Annotated in this window: 25 protein-coding genes; 13 read left to right on the forward strand and 12 right to left on the reverse strand. The window is 59.8% G+C overall.

Features of this window, described 5'->3' with window-relative positions:
• The first annotated feature begins 58 nt into the window (after nucleotides 1-58).
• The 3 genes from FB593_RS00215 to FB593_RS00225 all read left to right on the forward strand — a co-directional run bounded on the left by FB593_RS00215 (nucleotide 59) and on the right by FB593_RS00225 (nucleotide 2,669).
• Nucleotides 59-880, forward strand: a complete 822-nt coding sequence (locus FB593_RS00215) for a sulfite exporter TauE/SafE family protein (protein ID WP_013636424.1) — start codon at nucleotides 59-61, stop codon at nucleotides 878-880.
• Between the two features lie 104 nt (nucleotides 881-984).
• Nucleotides 985-1,911, forward strand: a complete 927-nt coding sequence (locus FB593_RS00220) for an ABC transporter ATP-binding protein (protein ID WP_019567066.1) — start codon at nucleotides 985-987, stop codon at nucleotides 1,909-1,911.
• Entirely contained in the window at nucleotides 1,908-2,669 is a 762-nt protein-coding gene (locus tag FB593_RS00225) for an ABC transporter permease (RefSeq protein WP_145166236.1), read from the forward strand. Before FB593_RS00220 ends, FB593_RS00225 begins: the two co-directional genes overlap by 4 nt.
• A 115-nt stretch (nucleotides 2,670-2,784) precedes the next feature.
• Here FB593_RS00225 and FB593_RS00230 read toward each other — a convergent pair whose 3' ends face one another.
• Genes FB593_RS00230 through FB593_RS00240 form a run of 3 tightly spaced genes read right to left on the reverse strand, consistent with a single transcriptional unit; the run spans nucleotide 2,785 to nucleotide 4,488 of the window.
• Nucleotides 2,785-3,492: a TIGR02281 family clan AA aspartic protease gene (locus FB593_RS00230; protein WP_003516092.1), complete on the reverse strand. Its 708-nt coding sequence runs from the start codon at nucleotides 3,490-3,492 to the stop codon at nucleotides 2,785-2,787.
• The gene (locus FB593_RS00235; protein WP_003516090.1) at nucleotides 3,489-3,683 is read right to left on the reverse strand and encodes a DUF1289 domain-containing protein; all 195 of its coding nucleotides are present in this window, start codon (nucleotides 3,681-3,683) and stop codon (nucleotides 3,489-3,491) included. Before FB593_RS00235 ends, FB593_RS00230 begins: the two co-directional genes overlap by 4 nt.
• Nucleotides 3,684-3,702: 19 nt before the next feature.
• Complete coding sequence (locus FB593_RS00240) at nucleotides 3,703-4,488, reverse strand: adenosylcobinamide-GDP ribazoletransferase (RefSeq protein ID WP_112154598.1); 786 nt, start codon at nucleotides 4,486-4,488, stop codon at nucleotides 3,703-3,705.
• Between the two features lie 131 nt (nucleotides 4,489-4,619).
• On the opposite strand from FB593_RS00240, the gene cobT reads away from it, so the two are divergent.
• Both cobT and FB593_RS00250 read left to right on the forward strand, forming a co-directional pair.
• Nucleotides 4,620-5,654: a nicotinate-nucleotide--dimethylbenzimidazole phosphoribosyltransferase gene (gene cobT / locus FB593_RS00245; RefSeq protein ID WP_003516086.1), complete on the forward strand. Its 1,035-nt coding sequence runs from the start codon at nucleotides 4,620-4,622 to the stop codon at nucleotides 5,652-5,654.
• Nucleotides 5,655-5,662: 8 nt separating this feature from the next.
• Nucleotides 5,663-6,067, forward strand: coding sequence for a diacylglycerol kinase (locus FB593_RS00250; protein ID WP_013636420.1), 405 nt, complete (start codon nucleotides 5,663-5,665; stop codon nucleotides 6,065-6,067).
• A 16-nt stretch (nucleotides 6,068-6,083) separates the two neighbouring features.
• Here FB593_RS00250 and pdhS2 read toward each other — a convergent pair whose 3' ends face one another.
• Complete coding sequence (gene pdhS2 / locus FB593_RS00255; RefSeq protein ID WP_065660789.1) at nucleotides 6,084-7,619, reverse strand: two-component system sensor histidine kinase PdhS2; 1,536 nt, start codon at nucleotides 7,617-7,619, stop codon at nucleotides 6,084-6,086.
• 108 nt (nucleotides 7,620-7,727) lie between these two features.
• Here pdhS2 and FB593_RS00260 point away from each other — a divergent pair, with 108 nt between their 5' ends.
• The 4 genes from FB593_RS00260 (at nucleotide 7,728) to FB593_RS00275 (ending at nucleotide 10,774) form a co-directional block, all read left to right on the forward strand.
• Nucleotides 7,728-8,321, forward strand: a complete 594-nt coding sequence (locus FB593_RS00260; protein WP_145166237.1) for a thermonuclease family protein — start codon at nucleotides 7,728-7,730, stop codon at nucleotides 8,319-8,321.
• On the forward strand, nucleotides 8,314-8,958 hold the full coding sequence (locus FB593_RS00265; protein WP_186447871.1) for a uracil-DNA glycosylase family protein: 645 nt from the start codon (nucleotides 8,314-8,316) through the stop codon (nucleotides 8,956-8,958). Before FB593_RS00260 ends, FB593_RS00265 begins: the two co-directional genes overlap by 8 nt.
• Before the next feature lie 70 nt (nucleotides 8,959-9,028).
• Nucleotides 9,029-9,517, forward strand: a complete 489-nt coding sequence (locus FB593_RS00270) for an Lrp/AsnC family transcriptional regulator (RefSeq protein WP_003507846.1) — start codon at nucleotides 9,029-9,031, stop codon at nucleotides 9,515-9,517.
• Between the two features lie 291 nt (nucleotides 9,518-9,808).
• Nucleotides 9,809-10,774 (forward strand): aliphatic sulfonate ABC transporter substrate-binding protein, encoded by a 966-nt coding sequence (locus FB593_RS00275; RefSeq protein WP_003516074.1) that lies wholly within the window; start codon nucleotides 9,809-9,811, stop codon nucleotides 10,772-10,774.
• 95 nt (nucleotides 10,775-10,869) lie between these two features.
• Here FB593_RS00275 and FB593_RS00280 read toward each other — a convergent pair whose 3' ends face one another.
• From FB593_RS00280 to FB593_RS00300, 5 genes are all read right to left on the reverse strand, one after another.
• Nucleotides 10,870-11,694 carry a class I SAM-dependent DNA methyltransferase gene (locus FB593_RS00280; RefSeq protein WP_025593927.1) on the reverse strand — a complete coding sequence of 275 codons (825 nt, stop codon included), beginning with the start codon at nucleotides 11,692-11,694 and terminating at the stop codon, nucleotides 10,870-10,872.
• Between the two features lie 84 nt (nucleotides 11,695-11,778).
• On the reverse strand, nucleotides 11,779-12,045 hold the full coding sequence (locus tag FB593_RS00285; protein ID WP_003516070.1) for an usg protein: 267 nt from the start codon (nucleotides 12,043-12,045) through the stop codon (nucleotides 11,779-11,781).
• Nucleotides 12,046-12,213: 168 nt separating this feature from the next.
• Entirely contained in the window at nucleotides 12,214-13,044 is an 831-nt protein-coding gene (locus FB593_RS00290) for an ABC transporter permease (protein ID WP_025593926.1), read from the reverse strand.
• Nucleotides 13,041-13,844, reverse strand: coding sequence for an ABC transporter permease (locus tag FB593_RS00295; RefSeq protein ID WP_003516067.1), 804 nt, complete (start codon nucleotides 13,842-13,844; stop codon nucleotides 13,041-13,043). The genes FB593_RS00290 and FB593_RS00295 overlap by 4 nt, the downstream gene beginning before the upstream one ends.
• Before the next feature lie 113 nt (nucleotides 13,845-13,957).
• The gene (locus FB593_RS00300; protein ID WP_065687228.1) at nucleotides 13,958-14,731 is read right to left on the reverse strand and encodes an ABC transporter substrate-binding protein; all 774 of its coding nucleotides are present in this window, start codon (nucleotides 14,729-14,731) and stop codon (nucleotides 13,958-13,960) included.
• A gap of 341 nt (nucleotides 14,732-15,072) precedes the next feature.
• Here FB593_RS00300 and FB593_RS00310 point away from each other — a divergent pair, with 341 nt between their 5' ends.
• Entirely contained in the window at nucleotides 15,073-17,301 is a 2,229-nt protein-coding gene (locus FB593_RS00310; RefSeq protein ID WP_112154600.1) for an OmpA family protein, read from the forward strand.
• A gap of 202 nt (nucleotides 17,302-17,503) precedes the next feature.
• Here the strand turns inward: FB593_RS00310 and FB593_RS00315 are convergent, their stop codons facing one another.
• Both FB593_RS00315 and FB593_RS00320 read right to left on the reverse strand, forming a co-directional pair.
• The gene (locus FB593_RS00315; RefSeq protein WP_003516064.1) at nucleotides 17,504-18,427 is read right to left on the reverse strand and encodes a pseudouridine-5'-phosphate glycosidase; all 924 of its coding nucleotides are present in this window, start codon (nucleotides 18,425-18,427) and stop codon (nucleotides 17,504-17,506) included.
• Nucleotides 18,428-18,458: 31 nt separating this feature from the next.
• Nucleotides 18,459-19,400: a carbohydrate kinase family protein gene (locus FB593_RS00320; protein ID WP_145166238.1), complete on the reverse strand. Its 942-nt coding sequence runs from the start codon at nucleotides 19,398-19,400 to the stop codon at nucleotides 18,459-18,461.
• A gap of 246 nt (nucleotides 19,401-19,646) precedes the next feature.
• Between FB593_RS00320 and recA the strand changes: the two genes are divergently transcribed.
• The 3 genes from recA (at nucleotide 19,647) to FB593_RS00335 (ending at nucleotide 24,092) form a co-directional block, all read left to right on the forward strand.
• Nucleotides 19,647-20,738 (forward strand): recombinase RecA, encoded by a 1,092-nt coding sequence (gene recA / locus FB593_RS00325; protein ID WP_003516062.1) that lies wholly within the window; start codon nucleotides 19,647-19,649, stop codon nucleotides 20,736-20,738.
• A 231-nt stretch (nucleotides 20,739-20,969) separates the two neighbouring features.
• Entirely contained in the window at nucleotides 20,970-23,633 is a 2,664-nt protein-coding gene (gene alaS, locus FB593_RS00330) for an alanine--tRNA ligase (protein WP_003516058.1), read from the forward strand.
• Nucleotides 23,634-23,708: 75 nt separating this feature from the next.
• Entirely contained in the window at nucleotides 23,709-24,092 is a 384-nt protein-coding gene (locus tag FB593_RS00335) for a VOC family protein (protein WP_111799586.1), read from the forward strand.
• Nucleotides 24,093-24,169: 77 nt separating this feature from the next.
• On the opposite strand, the gene FB593_RS00340 is transcribed toward FB593_RS00335, so the two are convergent.
• Nucleotides 24,170-24,796, reverse strand: a complete 627-nt coding sequence (locus tag FB593_RS00340; protein ID WP_003516054.1) for a glutathione S-transferase family protein — start codon at nucleotides 24,794-24,796, stop codon at nucleotides 24,170-24,172.
• Nucleotides 24,797-24,874 lie beyond the last annotated feature (78 nt).

Raw genomic sequence — 24,874 nt, forward strand, 5'->3', positions numbered from 1 at the left:
TTCTGATACGCTATGTGCGTCACATGTTTGTGACAACGGCCCGCTGGAGCCTGCTTTCATGCCCCCTGTTTCAGAGATACTGATCTTTGCTTCGGCGCTTGCGGCCGCGGGCGTGGTCGCTGGACTTCTGGCGGGGCTGTTCGGCATTGGCGGCGGTGCTGTGCTGGTGCCGGTGTTCTACCATGTGTTCGGGCTTCTGGATGTGCCAGAGGCGGTGCGCATGCATCTGTCGCTTGGCACTTCGCTTGCCATCATCGTGCCGACCTCCATTCGTTCCTTCCTGACGCACCGACAGAAAGGTGCCGTTGATATCGATCTCCTGAAGGGCTGGATCGTCGCCGTGCCGCTCGGCACCATCCTCGCATCTGTGGTGGCTGCGCATGCCTCGAGCGTCGCCCTGCGGCTGATCTTCGCTTTCATTGCGCTTGCGCTCGCCTTCCGGATGATCTTCAACCGGGCGAGCTGGCATCTCGGTTCAGACCTGCCGAAAAACCCGGTCCGCTTTCTGGTCGGCACCGGCATCGGCCTTCTGTCTGGCCTGATGGGTGTGGGCGGTGGGGTGATGAACAATACTTTCATGACGCTTTACGGACGCACCATCCATCAGGCGGTTGCCACATCCTCCGGTGTCGGAGTGCTTATTTCGCTGCCGGGTCTCCTCGGCTATATCTGGGCCGGCTGGGGTGATGCAGGTCTGCCGCCTTTTTCCACCGGCTTCATCAACTGGATCGCCGTCGCGCTGCTGATCCCCATCACGCTTGTCGTCGCGCCCTATGGCGCGCGGCTGGCCCATGCACTCAGCAAGAAGCAGCTGGAGCGGGCCTTCGGGGTGTTTCTGGTCTTCGTCGCGGCCCAGTTTTTCTACAGCGTCTACAGCTGATTTTCCCTCCCCGCCGAATGCAGTGTTCAGGCCGTTGGGCTGGCAATTGCGGGTTGTACGGCCTATATGGCGTGCATCTTACTCGTTTTTTCGAAAGATTCGCGATGAATGCCATTGTTTCGATACGGAATCTGACCAAATCCTACTCAAATGGCTTTCAGGCGCTCAAAGGTGTCAGCCTCGATATCAGAGAGGGGGAAATCCTTGCTCTTCTCGGGCCTAACGGAGCCGGCAAGACGACGCTGATCTCGATCATCTGCGGGCTTGTCAATCCGGGTGAAGGCTCGGTTCTCGTTGGCGGATATGATGTGGTGAAGGATTTTCGCCAGACGCGTGCCCTGATCGGCCTTGTTCCACAGGAACTGACGACAGACCAGTTCGAGACCGTGTGGAACACGGTCAGCTTCTCGCGCGGTCTGCATGGGCAGAAGAAGAACCCGGAACTGATCGAGCGGGTCCTGAAATCGCTGTCGCTCTGGGACAAGAAGGACAATATGCTGCGGGAGCTTTCCGGCGGCATGAAGCGACGCGTGCTGATCGCCAAGGCGCTTGCGCACGAACCGAAGGTCCTCTTCCTCGACGAGCCGACGGCGGGTGTGGATGTTACCTTGCGCCGCGACATGTGGAATGTCGTTTCCGAGCTGCGCTCCAAGGGCGTCACAATCATTTTGACCACGCATTACATCGAGGAGGCGGAAGAGATCGCCGATCGAGTGGGCGTTATCAATGGCGGCCAATTGTTGCTGGTGGAAGAAAAGACCGCGCTGATGAAGAAGCTCGGCCGCAAGCAGCTTTTCCTTGAACTTTCGCAGCCGGTGGAGGCGTTGCCGGATAGTCTCTCATCCTTCGGCCTTTCGCTCTCGGATGACCGCAACACCATCACCTACGAGATCGAGGACAACGGCGAGCAGGGGCGCATTGCCGATCTGCTGACTGCGCTTTCCGGTGCCAACATCCATTTCAAGGATATTTCGACACGTCAAAGCTCTCTTGAGGATATTTTCGTCTCGCTGGTAGGAGACCAGAAATGAATTTCGAAGCTGTCAAGTCCATCTACCTGTTCGAAATGGCGCGCACCCGCCGCACCCTGTTGCAGAGTGTCGTGTCGCCGGTCATTTCCACCTCTCTCTATTTCATCGTTTTCGGAACGGCGATCGGTTCAAGGATTCAGGAGGTTGGCGGGGTTTCCTATGGCGCGTTCATAACGCCCGGCCTGATCATGCTGACGCTTTTGACGCAATGCATCAGCAACGGCTCTTTCGGCATCTATTTTCCGAAATTCACCGGCACGGTCTACGAGATATTGTCTGCGCCAGTGGCGATGACGGAAATTGTTGCCGGTTATGTCGGGGCGGCGGCGACCAAGGGGCTGATGATCGGCACGATCATCCTGATAACGGCCTCCTTCTTCGTGGATATCACCATCGCCCATCCGTTCATGATGATCCTGTTCTTTGTGCTGACGGCGGTGAGCTTCAGCCTGTTCGGCTTCATCATCGGCATCTGGGCCACGAATTTCGAGCAGTTGAACCTCATCCCGATGCTGGTGGTGCCGCCTCTGACATTCCTTGGCGGCAGCTTCTACTCCATCGACATGCTGCCGCCCTTCTGGCAGACGGTCAGTCATTTCAACCCGGTGCTCTACCTCATCAGCGGTTTCCGCTGGAGCTTCTACGAGATCGCCGACGTTAATCCCGTCATCAGCCTGGCGATGATCACGCTGTTCCTTGCGCTCTGCCTCGGCGTCGTCGGCTGGATATTCAAGACCGGTTACCGGCTGCGCAACTGACCGGAAAGAGGTTTGCCGTGAATATGATACGCCCGGTTTGCACCGGGCGTTTTCGTATTCGGATAGCGAGACGTTATTTTTTGATCTCGAGCAGGAACTGTCTGCCCGGCAGGTTTCACCTGTCTCGCAATCTCAACTCATCGGTCTGCATCTGCATCGAACCAAGCGTCGACAGGAAGCTCATGCCGAGCAGGCTCTGGCCCAGTTGGCCATCCTGCGCGACGAGGGCGGGGATGTTGCTCCGCGCGATCGGGCCGATGCCGATCTCGGACAGGGTGACGGGCGCTGCCGCCGTGCGGCCGTTCGCGGTCATCACCGGCACGGTGTAGCGCAGTTTCGTGGTGTCGATGCCGATGGCGGCGGCATCGGCATTGGCCAGCACCACGGAGCTCGCGCCGGTATCGACCAGCATGTGGATGGTTTTGCCTTCAATGCTGACATTCGCCTCGAAATGGCCGCTCATCGATTTGTGCAGTATGATCTCCTGTTCGCCGCCAGCGGTCGTCACCACCACCGCGCGGCCGGGCATCAGGCCACCCAGCAGCCGGTCGGCGAAGGATTGCAGGTCGTAGCGATAGAGATAGACGGATACGAGGCCGAGGATAATCACGAGCCAGATGGCGAGTTGCCGGACAACGCTTGCGAAGCTGCCGCGGCTTCCCGCCAGAATGCCGACTGATAGCAAGCCCGCAATCGGCAGGAGATAGACGATCTGCCCGAATTTCTCGTTGTCGATGCCGAAGGTGCGGCCGCTGTCGTGATTGACGAGAAGCAGGCCGAGACCCACGGCCAGCAAAAGGAGAACGAAAGTCAGCCTGTTCATGCGGTGTGCGTCTCCCTGGAGGTGTCCTTGCCTGTTTTTGCCAGTCTTTCGGGAAGCGCCTGCATGATCATGCGGCGCTTTTCGTCGCTATAGGTTGCCCAGCCGCCGATCTCGTCCAGCGTGCGTCCGCAACCGATACAGAGGGTGTTTGTGGCGTCGAGGGAGCAGATATGAATGCAGGGTGTTTCCATGGGGATCTATATCAGTCTGTCACGTCGCAAGGGCAAGAGCGACGAGAGTAAAGATCTCCGTGATCTGCTGGCTGGCGCCGATGGTGTCGCCGGTATGGCCGCCGATCTTGCTGACACAGAGCCTGCCGAACAGCATCGTCGCGAGGCAGGCAGCCGCCAGAACGACTACGATAGACACAAAGGGCAGGGCATGCAGCGTGAAAAGCACGAGCAGCAGCAACCCTGTTGCGAGCGAGATGTTGCGCTCGCTTTCCCCGGGTTGGCCGGCGCCGGCGGCGATGCCGGAGGTTTTGGCGGCGGGCAGTGACTGCCAGTGCCATACCATCAGGGCGCGGCTCACCACCAGCGCGGCAATCAGGCAGGCGGCGGCGGTCTTGGCAGGCAGGGTTTCTATAAGCGATGCGAGTGCCGTGGCGCGCAGTGCAAAGGACAGGACCATGGCGATCGTGCCATAGCTGCCGATGCGACTGTCCTTCATGATCTCAAGCGTTTTCGGCTTGTCCTTGCCGCTGCCGAAGCCATCGGCCATATCCGCCAAGCCGTCTTCGTGCAACGCACCTGTTATGAGCGCGGTGACGGCGATGGCAAGCCAGCCGGTGAGCTGCGGTGAGGCGTCGAACTTCGCTAATGCCACCACGAGGACAGCAGCGGGCAGGGCGATCAGGAGGCCTGCTGCGGGAAAAGCGCGTGCTGTCCGGCGCATCGATGGACCGTCACCTTCACCGAAGAAGCGCGATGGGACCGGCAGGCGGCTGAGAAAGGCAACGGAATGCATGACATCTGTTATAAAATCCCCGGCCTTCATGCTCTCTCCGCTGCTGTACTTGCATTTCCGGTTGTTCCGCGGCGCGTCCGCGATTATGAGAGGCGCAACAAAGACCGATTTGCCGGAAAACACAAGTTTCCGCCAACCCGACGACGAGAAAGACAGATACCATGAGCATGAGCGGATTGCCCTTCGACGATTTCCGCGCGCTGCTGCGCGAGCTTCCCGGCCCGGATACGCATGCGCTGGTCGCGGCCAAGGAGCGCAATGCGCAACTGACGAAACCGGCCGGTTCGCTCGGTCGGCTGGAAGAAATCGCCATGTGGCTTGCCGCATGGTCGGGCCGCTCGCCCGCCGTCACCCGTCCGCTGGTGGCGATTTTCGCCGGTAATCATGGCGTCACCCGGCACGGCATCACGCCCTATCCGACATCCGTGACGCAGCAGATGGTGGAGAATTTTGCGGCAGGCGGTGCGGCGATCAACCAGATTTGCGTCACCAACGATCTCGGTCTGAAGATTTTCGATCTGGCACTTGACTACCCGACCGGCGACATCACCTGCGAGCCTGCCCTTTCCGAGCGCGATTGCGCCGCCACCATGGCCTTCGGCATGGAGGCGATTGCTGGCGGTACCGACCTTCTCTGCGTTGGCGAAATGGGCATCGGCAACACCACCATCGCAGCCGCGATCAACCTAGCGCTCTATGGCGGCACGGCGGAAGAGTGGACCGGTCCCGGTACCGGCTCTGAAGGCGAGGTCATGGCCCGCAAGATCGCGGCGGTGAAGGCTGCCGTCGAGTTCCACAAGGACCATCTGTCCGATCCGCTCGAAATCATGCGCCGTCTCGGTGGCCGTGAGATTGCGGCGATTGCCGGCGCCATCCTTGCCGCGCGCGTGCAGCGCATTCCCGTGCTGATCGACGGTTATGTGGCGACTGCCGCTGCAGCACTTCTGAAGGCTGCCAATCCTTCGGCGCTTGACCATTGCCTGATCGGCCATGTCTCCGGTGAACCGGGCCATCTGGCTGCCGTCGAGAAACTTGGCAAGACGCCGCTGCTGGCGCTGGGCATGCGGCTTGGCGAGGGCACGGGTGCCGCTTTGGCCGCCGGCATCGTCAAGGCTGCCGCCGCCTGCCATTCCGGCATGGCGACTTTCGAAGCTGCCGGTGTCGATACTGGTACCCATTCCCACACTGAGCATTGAGGCCGAAGATGGACGCAACGCCGCAGAAGAAGCAACCGGAACCTGCCTTTCGCAAGGAAAAGGGATGGCGGCATCTTTTTGCTGCTGCCCGCTATTCCTTGCAGGGGCTTGGACGGCTGTGGCAGGAAGCGGCGTTCCGGCACGAGGTTCTCGCCTTCGGCGTCGGCCTTGCCCTGCTTCTGGTCGCCGGCGCGCCGTTTGCGCATCTTCTCGTCTTTACGGTGCTGATGCTGCTTTTGTTCGCCGTCGAGGCGCTCAATACCGCGATTGAGGAGTTGGTGGATCGCATCTCGCCGGAAATCTCTTCCGTCGGGCGGCACGCCAAGGATCTCGGTTCTTTCGCCGTCTTCTGCCTTTTGACGGCAAACGGATTTTTCGTGCTTTATTCGCTGGTGACGACGCTGTTCTTCTGAACGGCAGATTTGACGCTTAGGCGAAGGACCGGCGGCGTGGCTGGATGGCGTGGGTTTCCTCCACGGCTGGCAGGCTTTGCAGCACGCGTTTTGCCGGCAGGATGGCGATGCCTTCGGTGCCTTCGCGCAATTTCGATTTCAGGATGAACTGGCCGTCATGCTTGGCAAGGATGGCCTGAACGATGGGCAGGCCGAGCCCGGTTCCCTGTTCGGCGCTCTTGATCGCGATCGATCCCTGACCGAAGGCCGACAGCACCACGGGGATCTCTTCCTCCGGAATGCCGGGGCCGTTGTCCTTGATCGACACATATTGCCCGCCACCCGCCGTCCAGCCTGCCTTCACGAGGATTTCACCGCCCTGCGGGGTGAATTTCACGGCATTGGAGAGCAGGTTGAGGATGACCTGGCGGATCGATTTTTCATCCGCCCAGACCTGCGGCAGGCTGCTCTCGAACTGCTGCGAAATCCTGATGGTCTTGGCGCGGGCGCGAAGCTGGATCATGCCGATGCAATCTTCGGCGATCTCAAGCATCGAGACCGCTTCCTCATTGAGGTCGTAGCGGCCGGCCTCGATACGCGACAGGTCGAGGATTTCGTTGATGAGGTCGAGCAGATGCTGGCCGGAACGGTGGATGTCGCCGGAATATTCCTTGTAGAGCGGATTGTTGAGCGGACCGAGCACCTCCGCTGACATGACCTCGGAGAAGCCGAGAATGGCGTTGAGCGGGGTTCGCAGCTCATGCGACATGGAGGCGAGAAAGCGCGATTTCGCCAGATTGGCCTCTTCCGCACGCCGCCGCGCCTCATCCGACATCGAGTTGGCGACTTCGAGTTCGGCGATCAGATCATCTTTTTCAGTTTGTGACGACAGCAGCTTGATGCTGGTCTGGTAAAGTCTGCTGGTGATGCGATGACAGAAAAGAATCGCCATGCCGAACATCAGGGCGAGGCCAACATCGAAGGGATCGCGGGAGACGGCGGAGGTGACGCACAGCGCCGCCAGCACCGGCAGGAAGGTCATGAAGGTGGCCCGCCGCAACATGAAATTGGCCATGGCGGTAAGCGAAAGCGCGATCAGCAGCGTCGCGCCCTTGAAGAAAAGAACGAGTGTCGGGTTGTTGCGCACCGGTTCGGCCAAGGCGAACATTGCCCAGGCGCAACCGATGAGGATCTGCATGGCAAGGAAGAGATTGCGCCACTTCGGCAGATTTTCGGCCGTGATCCCCTGTTTGGCGGCTCTTTTGGCCAGCACCAGAGACATGGCATGGAAACTCAGCGCAATGAGCGACCAGATGATCAGCCCTATGTCACCCGTGATATACAAACCGATGATAGAGGCTAATACGATGAAAAGCGGCATGATCATCGCGCCCTGAAGGGCTTCCGCGATGTGCATCGTCAGCATTTCACGTTCATAGGCTTCGCTGCCGCCAGCGCCTTGCTGCAAGCGTTCACGCGTCGTCTTCACCGTGTCGAAAACAGCCTTGTTACGGTGCTTTCGTGAACGGTCGACGATGATCTTATCGGTGGACGTGCTGACGCTTTTACTCATTGTTACAACGCAGGTGACATGAACCCTTTGCAGGCTACGCACAAAATCTTAAGAAGATGCTGCCGTGAAAGGATTTGTTTCCCATTTCTGACAAGGGTTTGTTGTGACATGAGACGAAATGGAGGCAGGCGCGGCTTTTTCTCGACGTTTCGCGACGGCGGGCTTTTCCTTGCCACCGTTTTTCTCGGCATTCTGATTGCCGCCAAGCTCGATCAGATCAATAGCGAGACCTATACCGGCCGTTTCTTTGTGATCGATGGCGATACGCTTTCAAAGGGCGAGGACCGGTTCCGGCTGCTCGGCATCGATGCGCCGGAGCTTTCGCAGACGTGCCGACGCGGCAGTGAAACCTGGCCATGCGGCGCGGAGGCGCGACGCGTTCTGCAACAGATGATCGAAGGCACGACCTTTTCCTGTTCCGGCAGTTCCAGGGACCGTTACGGACGGCTGCTGGTCTATTGCTCGGCGGGAGACCGGGATGTGTCCTCGGAAATGGTGGCGTCGGGTTTTGCCATCGCTTCAGGTTATTTCCAGTTCTCCGGCGAACAGGCGCTGGCGCGCAAAGAAGCTCGCGGCATATGGGCCGGAGAATTCGAAAAACCGGCGGAGTGGCGGCGCGGACATCGCGCAGCGGATTTGCAAACGCCCGCCGCGGGTTTCCTCACCATCATCCGTCATCTTCTGGGATGGAATCATGGCTGAGGCGGATCGAGCCCTGCCGATGAATGACGACGGGTTGGACGGGCTGAGGGGCGCGATTGCCCTCTGTCGCATCTGTCGCGACACCCCAACCTACGGACGCCTGCCGCACGAACCCCGACCGGTCGTGGTGATGTCGACCAAGGCGCGTATCCTGATTGCAGGGCAGGCGCCCGGGCTTCGCGTGCATGAAACGGGTGTGCCTTTCAACGATGCCTCCGGCGACAGGCTGCGCCAATGGCTGAATGTTGATCGTGAGACATTCTACGATCCGGACCGCTTCGCCATCGTGCCCATGGGGTTCTGTTTCCCCGGCTATGACGACAAGGGCAGTGACCTGCCGCCTCGACGCGAATGTGCGCCGCAGTGGCGGGAGAAGGTGCTGGCGGCGATGCCGCAGGTAGAGTTGGTCCTTGCCATCGGTCAATATGCCCAGGCCTTTCATCTCGGCGAAAGACGGCGGAAAACCATGACCGAGACCGTGTACGACTGGCGCAGCTACTTTCATTCAAATTCGGGACCGGCCATTTTGCCGCTGCCTCATCCGAGCTGGCGCAACACCGGCTGGCTGAAGAAGAATCCGTGGTTTACCGAGGAGCTGCTTCCTGTTCTGCGAGAACATGTGGAAATGCGACTTTAGTGAAACAATTTTCTGTTTTTCTCTAAAAATTAGTGTATTGAAAGGAAATTAATTCAGGAGGGTAGACGCATTGGATCGCCTAGACCGTAAGATTTTGCGCATTCTGCAAGAGGATTCCACGCTGGCTGTCGCTGATCTGGCGAAAAAGGTCGGCCTTTCCACGACGCCCTGTTGGCGGCGTATCCAGAAGATGGAAGAGGACGGTGTCATCCGCCGGCGCGTGGCGCTGCTGGATCCGGTCAAGGTCAACACCAAGGTCACCGTTTTCGTCTCCATCCGCACTGCCTCCCATTCCATCGAATGGCTGAAGCGGTTTTCCGAGGTGGTGTCCGAGTTCCCCGAAGTCGTCGAGTTTTACCGCATGAGCGGCGATGTCGATTATCTGCTGCGCGTTGTCGTGCCTGACATCGCGGCCTATGACGCCTTCTACAAGAGGATGATCGCCAAGATCGAAATTCGTGACGTGTCGTCTGCCTTTGCGATGGAACAGATCAAATATACGACGGAACTGCCGCTCGATTACATGCTGCTGGATAATCCCAAATCCGGCGAGGAATGATCCCGGCTGATCAGGCTTTTTGAACAATGCCCTTTCCGGCTGCCGGGGAGGGCATTTTTCGTTGGGCAGTTTGCTTTTCCGCAAGCACTCAAGTCGGCCATCCGGCGGTTGTCCGGGGAATGCACACTCCTGGCGTGCCGAGGCGGCCAGGCAATCTTATTCCGCCTGCGACGGCAAATTCGCACATTCAATTCTCTTTGCACTCGCGCCGCGCAAAGTGGGATTTTGATAAAATCACTCGAATATCTACGCTTTGTATATCTGATGATGGCAACAGCGAAGGATATCCACATGCTCACACGACGCGGAACATTGGGACTGATTGCGGGTGCAACGGGGGCGGCGTTCCTGCCGCATATCCGGCGGGCTGGAGCCGCGACCACCACATTACGGATCGGCTGGCAGAAGAATGGCGTCATCGCGTTGGCAAAGAGCCAGGGCGCGCTTGAAGCGCTGTTGAAGGATCGCGGCATTGAGGTCAAATGGTCGGAGTTTTCCTCCGGGCCGCCGCTTCTTGAAGCGCTGGGCGCAGGTGCGCTGGATATCGGACCGACGGGCGATGTGCCGCCGCTTTTCGCGCAGGCTGCCGGTGGCAATCTGCGCTATGTGGGAACTTACAAGGGCGCCGCCGGCGGATCGGCAATCCTTGTGCAGAAGGATTCGCCGCTGAAGACGCTGGCCGACCTCAAGGGCAAGAAGGTGGCTTTCAAGCGCGGCTCCAGCGCCCATAACGTTACTGTCAAAGCATTGCGAAAGGCCGGTCTGACGCTGAACGACATAACATCCATCGACCTTGCCCCGCCGGATGCGGCGGCCGCTTTCCGCAGCGGCAGCATCGATGCCTGGTCGATCTGGGATCCTTATTTTGCCGTGGCGGAAAAGGAGCCGACGACACGAGTTCTCGCGACTGCCGAAGGTATTGTTGATCCCTGGAGCTATTTCCTCGCCAATGGCGACTTCGTGGAAAGCAATCCCGACCTCGTGCCGCTGCTCCTCAAGGAACTCGCAAGCGTCGGCGCAAAGGCTCAGGCCAATATCGATGAGACTGCAAAATTGCTGGCGGCGATAACCGGCGTCCCGCAGGATGTCACCAAGGTGTCGCTGACGCGTCCGGGAGCGGATCTGGGGCGTGTCTCGCTGGTTTCGGATGAGGCCATCAGCTATCAGCAGGCGCTGGCCGACGAGTTCTACGATCTGAAAATCGTGCCGAAGAAACTCAAGGTTACCGATATCGTCTGGCGTCCGAAAGCGAGTTGAGCCGGGCGAAAGCTGAGTCTCTTCAATCGTCTGGCTGTTGTTGCTGAGAGATTGATTCAGGCAAGCGCTCCATGTCAGGAGCGCTTGCCTCTGCCTCAGCCCTTGAGCCTGGCAATCACCAGATGGCCGGGTGTGGGGTTGCCGTCCTGCATGCGCACGTTAATGTCGGTGACTTCGACTATGTCGAAACCGGTCGCTGCCAGTCTTTCCCGAACATAGGTTTCGGCGTGGGCGAAACGCTGGTGCGGGCCGACCATATAGGGGCGTCCGGCCATGGTTGCCTCGGGCAGCGTTTCCGACGAGAAGATCAGCAGGCCACCTGGGACGAGGTTTTCAGCGGCGCCGAAAAACAGCGGTTCCAGCGCGCCGAGATAGGGCAGCACATCGGTTGCGGTGATGATGTCGAAGGGCTCGTCGTCATTGTCTTCGAGAAAGTCCTCGGCTTCGGCGACATAGAGCGTCTCGTAGAGGTCCTTCTCGTGGGCGATCTCGACCATGTTTTCGGAAATGTCGATGCCGGTGATGTCATCAGCCATGTCGCGCAGCGCTTCGCCGGTGAGGCCGGTGCCGCAGCCGAGATCGAGCAGGCGCTTGAAGGGGCCGAGATCGAGCGTTTGCAGGCGCTGGCGCACCATCATCGGCACTGCATAACCGAGCTGTTCGACAAGAATATCCTCGAAGGCTTCGGCGTGCTGGTCGAACAGGGTTTCGACATAGGCGTCGGGCGCTTTGGAAGGCGGTTCGCCGCGGCCCATGGCGGCGATGCGAACGGCTGCGCCGCCATGATCGTCCGGGTCGATGGCCAGAACCTCTTCATAGGCCTTCACCGCCGCGTCAACATCGCCGGCTTTTTCAAGCGCGAGCGCGCGGTTATAGGCTTCGGCAAGCGCCTCTTCGTCAATTTTCTGGTTCTTCGTCATCGTGCGGTATCCGTCAGCATCTTCAGTTGAAGTCTGCTGTAAGCCGCAAGACGGACGGGCGCAATGCTTATGTGGCGATGGGCCTCAGTGGAGAATGAACTCTCCTTTCAGTGCGCGCCATTCCTGCGCCGAGATCACCTGCCGGTGCACATAGCGGACCGAGTGCAACGGACCGTCTAGCTTTTCCTGCCAGAATTTGAGGAAACCGTGCATTTCGGGGAAATCCGGGGCGAGATCATAGTCCTGCCAGACATAGGTCTGGAGAACCAGCGGATGGTCCGGCATGCGATAAAAAATCTGGGCGGTGGTGAGGCCGTAGCCCCTCAGCATCATTTCCATTTCCTTGTTCATGTCGGCTGTTCCCGTTCTCATGATTGCCGATCACAGCGTTGTCGCTGTATCTGATATGGGAACACGACAGGGTTAACCCAACCTTGCCAAAGGTCTGGGTTGTCACAAAATAGTTATATTTTTCAGAATGTTGGCAGTCTTCTCTGTTGAGTGCTGCCAACCGTGTCCCTAGCGCTTGAGATGGCGTGTCAGGCGGGCTTCGAGCCATGCCCAGACATGCCGGAGCGTCTCGACGATCGTCAGGTAGAAGATCGCCGCCCAGAGATAGGCCTGATAATCGAATGTGCGGGAGAACGCATAGCGCGTCTGTCCCATCAGGTCGAAGACCGTGACGATGGAGACCACTGCCGAACCCTTGATCATCAGGATGATCTCGTTGCCGTAGGGGCGCAGAGCCACGATGAGGGCCTGCGGCAGAATGACCTTGCGGAAGGTGATGAATTTCGACAGGCCGAGCGAGGCCGCACCTTCAATCTGGCCGCGTGGCACGCTTCGGATCGCGCCCCTCAGAATTTCGGCCTGATAGGCGGCGGTGTTGAGGGTGAGCGACAAGAGGCCGCAATACCAGGCCTCGCGGAAGAACCACCACAGGCCAACGGTTTCCAGCCCCTGACGGAAACTGCCGAGACCGTAATAGATCAGGAAAAGCTGCGCCAGCAGCGGGGTGCTGCGAAAGACGTAGACATAGGCATAGGCCAGCGCGCTGATGACGCGATTTTCCGACATGCGGGCGAAGGCGATCGGCACCGAGAGAATTGCGCCGAGGATGATCGAACTGCCGACCAGCGTAATGGTGGTGATGAGGCCATCGATATAACGCGGCCCGTAACGTTCGAATTTCGCCCAGTCCCAGCCTTCGATCATCGCAAAGATCAGCCCGGCGGCCAGCAGCAGCCAGAGCGTTATGACGGCGATGCCGACGACGCGCGATATGTTGAGGGGCTTGTCTGTGGCGACCGGCGCGGGGCGCGGCGGAATGAGTTCCTGAACATGGCTCATCGGCTTGCCTCCGACTTGCGCGACCAGCGATCGATGAAGCCGATGCCGATGGAGGAGAGCAGAGCGAGGATGAGGTAGAGCAGGCAGGCGATGCCGTAGAAGAAGAAGGCTTCCTTGCTGACGCGGGCAGCGATGCCGGTCTGGCGCACGATATCGGCAAGGCCGATGATCGAGACGTAAGAGGTATCCTTGAGCAGGATGACCCAAAGGTTGGTCATGCCGGGCAGGGCGATCCTTACCAGCTGCGGAATGATGACAAGCACCATGGTGTGGCCGCGCGAGAGGCCGAGTGCATGTCCAGCCTCATATTGGCCCTTTGGGATGGCCTTGAAGGCGGATAGCAACACTTCCGAGGAATAGGACGAAAACACCACTGACAGCGCGACCATGCCCGCCACGAAGGCGTTGATCTCTACCGGGCCGGTTATCCCGACATAACCGGCGGCCGATTGCAGCAGCATCTGTATGCCGTAATAGACGATGAACAGCGTCAGGAGTTCCGGCAGGCCACGGAAGATGGTGGTATAAACACCGGCCGCCAGCCGCAGCGATTTTTCCTCCGATTGCGCGGCGAGCGCAATGAGGAAACCGATCACAAGCCCGACGGGCAGGGTGGCGAGCGCCAGCGAGATCGTGACCTTGACGCCGAAGGCGATTTCGTCGCCCCAGCCGGCATCGCCACACGTGACGAGGGTGCCGTTTCCGAAAAGCGTGAAGAGACCGACCGGCCCACAGAAAGGGTCGAGAAGTGTCGAGACATAGGTCCAGAACGCACCTATGGCGGAAAATGCTCCGCTCATGCCAGTTTTCCCCCGCGGTCTTAAGCCGCCGTGATTGTTATGGTTACGTTTTCAAACAAAAATGGCGGAAGGGCAAGCCTTCCGCCACCAGATTTCAACAGGCGACGCGCCGCTTACTGGCCGTAAACGTCGAAATCGAAGTATTTCTTGTTGATTTCCTGGTACTTGCCGTTGGCGCGGATACCGGCGATGGCAGCCGTGAACTTGTCGGCGAGCGCCGTATCGCCCTTGCGAACGGCTACGCCTGCACCATTGCCGTTGATCTCGACATCCACCGGAAGCGGCGTCAGGATCTTGCAGCACTTGCCTGCATCCGACTTCAGCCACTCCGACAGGACGACGATATCGTCGATGACGGCGTCGATGCGGCCGTTGGCGATGTCGAGCTTATATTCGTCGGCGGTCGGGTACATTTTCAGGTCGGAACCCGGGAAGTGCTTTTCGGCATAGTTGGAGTGGGTCGTGGAACCCTGCGCGCCGAGCGACTTGCCCTTCAGGTCGTCGACGGACTTGATCGGCGAATCCTTCGGTACGGCGATTGCCGGCGGGGTGTTGTAATATTTCTTGGAGAAATCGACCTTCTGGAGACGCTCGGGCGTGATCGACATGGACGCGATGATGGCGTCGAACTTCTTTGCCTGCAGGGCGGGGATGATGCCGTCCCAGTCATTGGTGACGAAGGTGCATTCAGCCTTCATTTCGACGCACAGCGCCTTGGCGATGTCGATGTCGAAGCCGGTCAACGTACCGTCGGCTTCCAGATTGTTGAAGGGCGGGTAGGCGCCTTCCGTGCCGATGACGATCTTGTCCTGCGCGAGGGCCGCGCCGGAAAACAGGGAGATGGCGGCAATCGATGCGGCTGCGAGCAGACGGGTGGAAATAGGCATTTCGATCCTCTCTTTTGGTCGTTCATCCGCAGTCTGTTGTTGTTTTCAGTGCGGACGTCGTGAGCGCAGGCGCAACAGAACGGGTTGCCATTCGTGGCCTTCAGCGCGCGGCAATTATTCGTCCGGTTGGTCAAAAAATGCAACTGCAATATTAGCGCCCTCTTTTTCGTCGCGGAGCTTTCACGAAATGGCCTTGATCTGTTCATTTCCGGTACAGAACGCTTTGGTCATCATGGGAACCGAAGCGTATGCAAGGCGTTGACCAGCGCCTGCACGCGCGGCCGGATTCACAATGTCGCGGCATAAGCGGCGTACAACGATTGGCAGATGAGGAAGCACCGATGCTGAAGAAGAACACATTGCTGACGGGGGTGGTTTTCCCCCTCATGTCGCTGGCGATCGCGGTGGAGCCGGCCGCCGCCGGTTATGCCGGCGCCGCACGGACGCAAACGCAAATGCCCCAGGCACAGGCCCCGGTGATATTGGCGCAGGCGCAGCCGCAGGCGGAGGAGCAGAACCCGGAAGAGCTGCTGCGCAAGCAACGCCAGCAAGCAGAAGAGGCGCAGCCGAAGCCAGAGCCAGAGCCGAAAAAGCAGGAGCAGGCTCCGGAACCGCAGCGCGAACAGCCGAAGGCTGAAGCCGCACCGGCCGAACCGCGTCCTGAACCCAAGCGTGAAGCTCAGCCCGAGCCGCAACGCGAGCCTCAGCCAGAACCGAAACGGCAGCAGCAGCAGCGCGAAGCCCAACCGGAACCGGCGCCAGCTGAACAGCCACCCGCCCGCAAGCAGCGCCCGCAGCCTGAGCCCGAAGCCGCACCTGCACCCGCCGAGCAGCAGCCGCAGGAACGGCCGCGCAAACCGGCTAGAGCCGAGCAGCCGGCAGGCGAGGGCGAGCAACGCCCCGCACGTCCGCGCAAGCCGGAGCCGGCGGCCGAACAGCCAGCCGCACGCCCTGAAAATACCGAGCAGCCGGCGAAACAGCGCGAGCCCGCCGCCGAGAAAAAGCCGGTAGAGGAAAAGGCGCCCGCTCCAGCACCGGAACCGAAATCGGAACCCGCCGAAAAGGCCGTTCCGGAGAAAAAGCCAGCGGCTCCTGAGCCAGCTGTAAAGGAGGCTCCTGTTCCAACGGAAGCGCCGACACCGGCACGGCCACCGGCTCCGGAAGCTCAGCCCAATCCTGCGCCCGGCCAGCAGCCTTCTGAAAAGCAGCCGGTAGAAGGCCAGGGCAAGACGGAGCCTGCAGCGCCGCTGCCGGGTACTCCGACACCTCCGCCGCCAAGCGGCGCCACGACAGGACAGGCGCCTGCCGGCGAAGCCGTTCCTAATCAGGTCGCCATTCCGCAGACGGAAGCGCCTCCGACGACGAAGCAGGAACTGGACAAGGCCAAGGCTATCGCCAAGGACCCGTCCAAGACTGCCGACACCGTCATTCTGCCCGTCGACAAGGGTGCCGCCGTTCTCGACAGCGACAAGGAAGTGGAGCGCTCCGGTAACAACCAGGCACGCGAGCAACGCCGCCGCGAGCGTGAGCAGGCCGGTGACGTGAAGGTGCCGACTTCCGACGCCGAAGCGCAGCGCGCCGGTGCTGCCGGAGGCAAGGCTCCGCCGCCCGTGAAGATGGAGGCGATTACCTCTCAGCAGGGTGAGCGTGTCGACCGCCGTCCGCAATATGACCGGCCGGAAGGTGCGCGGGAATGGCAGCCGCGCGAAGGTGGCCGGCGCGATCAGGATCGCGATGCGCCGATCATCCTGCAATTCGGTGACCGCGTGGTTGTGCGCGGCGACGACAATCAGCGCTTCATCCGCGATGGCGGCGAGCCCTATTACGAGCGCCTACCCGGCGGACGTGTCCGCGAGACCGTCGAGCGTCGCGACGGCACGCAGGTGGTGACGATCCGCAACCGCTATGGCGACGTCATCCAGCGTTCGCGCATCGATGACCGTGGCCGGGAATATGTTCTGTTCTATGCACCGGAACTGATGGACGAACCGGACCGTGAATATGTCTATCGCGATCCCGGCCTCGACCTGCCGCCGATGCGTCTGCGCATTCCGGTTCGTGACTACATCATCGACACGTCGAGCGATCCGGACCGCGATTACTACCGCTTCCTGGAGCAGCCGCCGGTCGAGCCGGTGGAGCGTGTCTACTCGCTGGATGAAGTGCGTTATTCGGCCCGTATCCGCGACAAGGTGCGCCGTATCGACCTCGATACGATCACATTTGCCACTGGAAGCGCTGACATTCCGATGGCGCAGGCCCGTTCGCTGCGGAAGGTAGCGGATGCGATCAACAAGGCGCTGGCAAAAAACCCGGCGGAAACCTTCCTGATCGAAGGCCACACCGACGCCGTTGGTTCGGATGAAAGCAACCTTGTTCTTTCCGACGAGCGTGCCGCTTCCGTCGCCAATGTCCTGACCGATGTTTACGGCATTCCGCCGGAAAACCTGGCGACGCAAGGCTACGGCGAGCGTTACCTGAAGGTTCAGACACTCGGCCCGGAACAGCAGAACCGCCGCGTCACCATCCGCCGCGTGACACCGCTGGTAAGACCGGTCGCCCAGAACTGATAAGGTTCAGGAACTGAAAAATGAAAGCCCGGAAAGCGCAAAGCTTTCCGGGCTTTTTTATTGGTAGCAAAGTTCCCAGGCCGACACATTATCCGTAACTCCGGACCAGATCCGGGGTCCGGCGTGATCAAATCCGGCATGACTGGGATGCTTCTCACCCTGCCATCATCCTCAAATTTGAGGATAATCCAGCCTCTAACGCTTAGTTAAGCGCCACAGCAATCTCTGCTGCGAGCTGGGCATTGTTGCGTACCAGCGCGATATTGGTCGCGAGGCTGCGGCCGTCGGTCAGGCGGAAGATATCGCCGAGCAGGAAGGGCGTGACGGCCTTGCCGGTGATGTCCTCGCGCTCGGCGTGGGAAATGGCGCGATTGATGTAGATTTCCATCTCCTCGCGCGGAATTTCGTCCTCTTCCGGCACGGGATTGGCAATCAGCATACCGCCATCGATGCCGAGCTGTTCGCGGGTCGTCTGGAAATTGGCGATGGCTGCAGGGCTGTTGAGCGACAGCGGGCTGGGAAGGCCCGAAGAACGCGACCAGAAAGCCGGGAACTCTTCCGAACCGAAAGTCACGACAGGCACGCCGTTGGTTTCGAGAACTTCCAGCGTCTTCGGGATGTCGAGAATGGCCTTGGCGCCGGCGCAGACGACGATCACGCCGGTTTTGGCAAGCTCGGTCAGATCGGCGGAAATATCGAAGGTCTCCTCCGCGCCCTTGTGTACACCGCCGATGCCGCCGGTGGCGAAAACGCGGATGCCGGCGCGGGCAGCGGCAATCATGGTGGCTGCCACTGTCGTGGCACCGGTGCGGCGCTCGGCAATCGCAAAGGCAATATCTGCGCGCGAGACCTTCATGGCGTCGGTGGTCTGGGCAAGCGCTTCGAGCTGCTCCTTCTCGAGGCCGATATGCAGCGTGCCGTGAATGACGGCGATGGTTGCCGGAACGGCTCCCTGATCGCGGATGATCTGTTCGACGCCTTCAGCCATCTCGATATTGCCGGGATAGGGCATGCCGTGGGTGATGATGGTCGATTCCAGCGCGACGATCGGCGCGCCGCGCTGTTTGGCAGCGGCAACCTCTTGCGAATAGACGATGGGCAGGAGCGGGGAGATGGGGCGGGTCATTCTGTTTGTTCCAGACTATAAAAAAACGGGTTCATGCCAGCATTTCGGCCTTGGGGACAAGCCCCAACATGGTCTCGACACTGTCTTTTGACAGGTCTTGGGCGGTGGCGAAAGGCGATTGCACGGTGATGGCGGCCGCCGCGGCACCCAGTCGCAGGGCCTCAGTGATGGTTTTGCCCTCCGCAATCGCCGCGAGATAACCGGACGCCATGGCGTCTCCGGCCCCGGTTACGTCTTTCACCTCGCGGATGATGGGTGGGTGGAGGCTTGCGGTTTGCGTCGCGTTGAAGGCTACCACTTCGCTTGCGCCACGGGTGATGACGCCGCCGGCAAGGCCTGCCCTGCGGAGAATGCCCGGCCAGTCGCGAACATTGTCTGCCGTCTGTCCCGTCAGCGCGCGCGCCTCTGCCTCGTTCATGAAGAGAATGTCGATATTGGCGAGCATGTCCTTCAGCTTCACCGCCTTGGCGGGCGAAATGGCGATGGCAGCAAGCGGCTTTTGGCAGGCGCGGGCAATGAGACCGAGCGCCTTCAACGTATCCTCCGGCAGATTGGCATCGCAAAGCAGAAGGTCGCTCGCGGTAATCGCTTCACGCACCGCGCGAACTTTGAGGCGGCGCGGCGAAAACAGCTTGTAAAGGTCCATATCCGCAAGTGCGATGACAAGATTGCCGTCGCGCTCCAGAATGGCGGTGTAGCTTGGCGTGCGGCGATCGAGGAAAACGAAGGGCGTATCTTCCACGCCCGCCTGCCTTGCTGCCTCCGCCACCGCTTCGCCGGTCACGTCGCCGCCGCGCGGTGCGATGATACGGACGGCAAAGCCGAGCCGCGAAAGATTGCGCGCCGCATTGAAACCGCCGCCGCCAGCCTCTTCCATCCATGAGCCAGGATTGCTGGCGCCGGGCGCCGTTTCAGTCTCGATCATGCCGCGCCTGTCTATATGCGCGCCGCCCAGAACGAGTATTTTCTTCACGCTTGTGTTTCCCTCTTTCGCGGATGGAAAAGGTGGACGATTCGTCCCAATCTTCTGTTTGTTCCCCTTCACATCCGGTCAGCAGCGATAGGCCGGACACGGAAAAACGAAAGCAGAACAAACGACTTATCGCTATTTGTTTTCAATATGCTGGCTGCGCCTTGCGATATGAGAACAAATAGAGTACATCCTATTTCCATACTGCTTCATTGCCTGTGCGGCTTCAATAACCTAAAGGTGGATCGGATGGCACAAAATTCTTTGCGTCTCGTAGAGGATAAATCGGTGGATAAAAGCAAGGCACTGGAAGCGGCGCTCTCCCAGATCGAACGGTCGTTCGGCAAGGGATCGATCATGAAGCTCGGTTCCAATGAAAACGTGGTTGAAGTAGAGACCATTTCGACGGGTTCTCTCAGCCTGGATATAGCGCTCGGTATCGGCGGTTTGCCGAAGGGGCGTATCGTTGAGATTTACGGCCCGGAAAGCTCCGGTAAGACGACGCTTGCGTTGCAGACGATCGCGGAAGCCCAGAAAAAGGGCGGCATCTGCGCCTTCGTGGATGCCGAGCACGCGCTCGATCCGGTCTATGCCCGCAAGCTCGGTGTGGATTTGCAGAACCTTCTGATCTCGCAGCCGGATACGGGCGAGCAGGCGCTTGAAATCACCGATACGCTGGTGCGCTCCGGTGCCGTCGACATTCTGGTGGTGGACTCGGTTGCGGCGCTGACGCCGCGTGCCGAAATCGAAGGCGAGATGGGCGACAGCCTGCCAGGCCTTCAGGCACGTCTGATGAGCCAGGCGCTGCGCAAGCTGACCGCCTCGATCTCCAAGTCGAAGTGCATGGTGATCTTCATCAACCAGATCCGCATGAAGATCGGCGTCATGTTCGGTTCGCCGGAAACGACGACGGGCGGTAATGCGCTTAAATTCTACGCCTCGGTGCGTCTCGACATTCGCCGTATCGGCGCCGTCAAGGAGCGTGAAGAGGTTGTCGGCAACCAGACCCGCGTCAAGGTCGTCAAGAACAAGATGGCACCGCCTTTCAAGCAGGTGGAATTCGACATCATGTATGGCGAAGGCGTTTCCAAGACCGGCGAGCTTGTCGATCTCGGCGTGAAAGCCGGTATCGTCGAGAAATCCGGTGCATGGTTCTCCTATAACAGCCAGCGTTTGGGGCAGGGGCGTGAAAATGCCAAGACCTTCCTGCGCGACAATCCGGAAATGGCAAGCGAGATCGAACTGGCGCTGCGCCAGAACGCCGGTCTGATCGCCGATCGGTTCCTGCAGAATGGCGGCCCGGAAGCCGGCGAAAGCGATGACGGTCCCGACGAGGGCTGATGCATTCGGAGGTCCGGGCGTTCGCGTCCGGTGGCTTTGCCGGGATGAGCCGGTATGGATCAAAAGGGTCGTGCGATTTTCCTCGCGTGGCCCTTTTTCTTTGCCTAGACGCCTTGGTGCGCCTCCATGGCTGGACAGGGCAGGATGCGGACGATAAAAGCCTTTGATTTTGCAAGATAGCCATCATTCGGGATGGCGGTGATGGACTCCAGCTGTGAGCGGTGTGTGGGCATGAGCGGTGTGAATGAAATTCGGTCGACCTTTCTCGACTACTTCAAGAAGAACGGACACGAGATTGTGCCCTCCAGCCCGCTGGTGCCGCGCAACGATCCGACGCTGATGTTCACCAATGCTGGCATGGTGCAGTTCAAGAACGTCTTCACAGGTCTCGAAAGCCGTCCTTATTCCACCGCCGCCTCGGCGCAGAAATGCGTGCGCGCCGGTGGCAAGCATAACGACCTCGACAATGTCGGTTATACGGCCCGTCACCATACGTTCTTCGAAATGCTCGGCAATTTCTCCTTTGGCGACTATTTCAAGGAAGAGGCGATTACCCATGCCTGGAACCTGATCACCAAGGAATTCGGCATCGATCGCAACCGTCTGCTGGTCACGGTCTATCACACCGACGACGAGGCTTTTAATCTCTGGAAGAAGATCGCCGGTTTCTCTGACGATCGCATCATCCGTATTCCGACCAGCGATAATTTCTGGGCCATGGGCGATACCGGTCCGTGCGGTCCCTGCTCGGAAATCTTCTATGACCACGGCGATCATATCTGGGGCGGACCGCCCGGCTCGCCGGAAGAGGATGGCGACCGTTTCATCGAGATCTGGAACCTCGTCTTCATGCAATATGAGCAGCTGACGAAGGAAGAGCGCATCGATCTGCCGCGCCCGTCTATCGACACCGGCATGGGTCTCGAGCGCATTTCGGCGTTGTTGCAGGGCAAACACGACAATTACGACACCGATCTGTTCCGGGCGCTGATTTCGGCCTCTGTCGAAGCGACCGGCGTTCCGGCAGAGGGCGAGAAGCGCGCCAGCCACCGCGTCATTGCTGATCATCTGCGCTCCTCCGCTTTCCTGATCGCCGATGGCGTCCTGCCGTCGAATGAGGGCCGTGGTTACGTTCTGCGCCGCATCATGCGCCGCGCCATGCGCCATGCCGAGCTTCTCGGTTCGCGCGAGCCGCTGATCTACAAGCTGCTGCCGGCGCTGATACAGCAGATGGGCCGGGCCTATCCGGAACTGGTTCGCGCCGAGGCGCTGATCTCCGAGACGCTGAAGCTTGAGGAAACCCGTTTCCGCAAGACGCTGGAACGCGGACTGTCGCTGCTGTCCGACGCGACTTCGACCCTGCACAAGGGCGACATGCTGGACGGCGAAACCGCCTTCAAGCTTTACGATACCTATGGCTTCCCGCTCGATCTGACGCAGGATGCGCTGCGCGCCCGCGAAATCGGCGTCGATATTTCCGGCTTCACCGATGCCATGCAGCGCCAGAAGGCGGAAGCACGCTCGCACTGGGCTGGTTCCGGCGATAAGGCGACCGAAACGGTGTGGTTCGAACTGAAGGAAAAGCTCGGCGCGACCGAATTCCTTGGTTACGACACTGAAACCGCCGAAGGCGTTATTCAGGCGATCGTCAAGGACGGCAAGTCGGTGGATAGTGCTGCCGAGGGCGAGACGGTGCAGATTGTCGTCAACCAGACGCCATTTTATGGCGAGTCCGGCGGTCAGATGGGCGATACTGGCGTAATCTCTGGCGATAACGGCACCTTTACCGTTTCAGAAACACAGAAGAAGGGCGAGGGCCTCTTCGTGCATTCCGGCACGGTGTCCAAGGGTGGATTGAAGCTCGATGACGCCGTGCAGCTGACGGTCGATCACGACCGCCGCTCGCGTCTGCGCGCCAACCACTCCGCCACCCACCTGCTGCATGAGGCGCTGCGCGAGGTTCTTGGCACGCACGTTGCTCAGAAGGGTTCGCTGGTCGCCCCCGAGCGTCTGCGCTTTGACGTTTCGCATCCGAAGCCGATGTCGGCCGAGGAGCTGAAGGTCGTCGAGGAAATGGCAAACGAGATCGTCTTGCAGAACTCGCCTGTCGTGACGCGTCTGATGAGCGTTGACGACGCCATCGCCGAGGGTGCTATGGCACTGTTTGGCGAAAAATACGGCGATGAAGTCCGCGTTGTGTCCATGGGCACCGGTGTTCACGGTGCGAAGGCCAACCGTCCGTACTCGGTCGAGCTTTGCGGCGGCACCCATGTTGCCGCAACCGGCCAGATCGGCCTTATCCGCATTCTCGGCGAAAGTGCCGTCGGTGCGGGCGTGCGCCGTCTTGAGGCCGTAACGGGTCAGGGCGCGCTTGCCTATCTCTCCGAGCAGGATGAGCGCGTAAAGGCACTGGCCTCGTCGCTGAAGGTTCAGCCGGGCGATGTGCTGTCGCGTGTCGAGGGACTTCTCGACGAGCGCAAGAAGCTGGAGCGCGAGCTTGCGGATGCCCGCAAGAAACTCGCAATGGGCGGCGGCTCGTCGGATGCCGGCGCAAACGACGTACAGCAGGTTGCGGGCGTCAATTTCCTCGCAAAATCCCTGTCCGGCATCGATGCCAAGGACCTCAAGGGTCTTGCAGATGAAGCCAAGGCCAATATCGGCTCCGGCGTCGTGCTGCTGATCGCCGTGTCCGAAGACGGCAAGGCAAGTGCTGTTGCTGCCGTGACCGAGGATCTAACTGGCCGTTTCAGCGCCGTCGATATCGTCCGCACGGCCTCTGCGGCCCTCGGCGGCAAGGGCGGCGGTGGACGCCCGGATATGGCGCAGGCCGGCGGCCCCGATGGCGCCAAGGCACAGGACGCCATCAACGCGGTGGCAGCGGCCCTGGCGGCCTGATCTGGATGAATTGAAAAAAGGCGGGGTTCTACCCCGCCTTTTTGATTCTGGATGTTGAAATCCGAAAGGAACGTGATGCGCTTTGTAAATCCCATCCCTTTCGTGTGCGATATCAACCGCTCCAGGGAGTTTTATCGTGACAGGCTCGGCCTGAAGGTTTTGGACGATTTCGGAAATTTCGTCCTCTTTGAAAGCGGCTTTGCAATCCATGAGGGGCGTTCGCTCGAACAGACGGTCTGGCGGACATCGCCGGACACGGACAAACCTTACGGCAGACGGAATCTGCTGCTCTATTTCGAACATGAGGATGTCGATGCGGCATTTCGGAATATTGCGCCGCATGTGGAGTTGATCCATCCCGTTGAGCGGCAGGCATGGGGACAGAGAGTGTTCCGTTTTTATGATCCGGACGGGCATGCAATCGAGATCGGCGAACCACTCGCCCAGTCCAACGAATAAGCCCGCTTCCAAAATCCGTTTTGTGACCCTTGCGAGCGCTCGTGCTCCGCTTTCAGGCGAAATGCCTGTCAGTTTCCTCAACCCGCCGCCTGCATATCCTTCGCTGCCGCTTCGTCAAGCTGTGTGGCCCGCTTGAAGGCGGGGCGGTCGGTCAGATGCGCCATATAGTCCGTGAAGGCCGGACGTTTTTCGATTGTGCCGAACTGCAGGCCCCAGCCGACGTGGGCACCTACATAGACATCCGCCGCAGTGAAGTGATCGCCGGCGATGAAGCGGTTTTCGCTGACGGCACGTTCGAGCGTGTTGATCGCATCCGCATAGCTGCCGCAGCCAGCCATACGCAGCTTTTCCTGCGGCACCTCGAAACCCATCGCCTTCATGCTGGTTGTCATTTCCAACGGACCGGCAGCAAAAAACATCCAGCGGTAATAAAGTCCGCGCGCTTTCGGCGTCGGCGCAAGGTTGGCGCCCGGAAAGGCATCCGCCAGATAGGCGCAGATCGCTGCCGCTTCGGTGACAATGGTGTCGCCGTGTTTGATGGCGGGCACCTTGGCCATCGGGTTGATCAGCCGATAGGCCGGCGATTTCATCGACGTCGAGAAGCCCAGTATCTCTGTCTTGTAGGGAACGCCCACTTCCTCGAGCATCCATCGCGCAATGCGTCCGCGCGACATGGGATTGGTGTAGAAGATCAATTCACTCATTGCTTTGCCTCCCCAAGCAAAATTGCAAAAGCATCATTGAAAACCTGCGCGCAGTTCGCGCTGACACGGTGCGTTTTT

The sequence above is a fragment of the Rhizobium sp. SJZ105 genome (assembly GCF_007828365.1).
Taxonomy (GTDB): Bacteria; Pseudomonadota; Alphaproteobacteria; order Rhizobiales; family Rhizobiaceae; genus Agrobacterium; species Agrobacterium tumefaciens.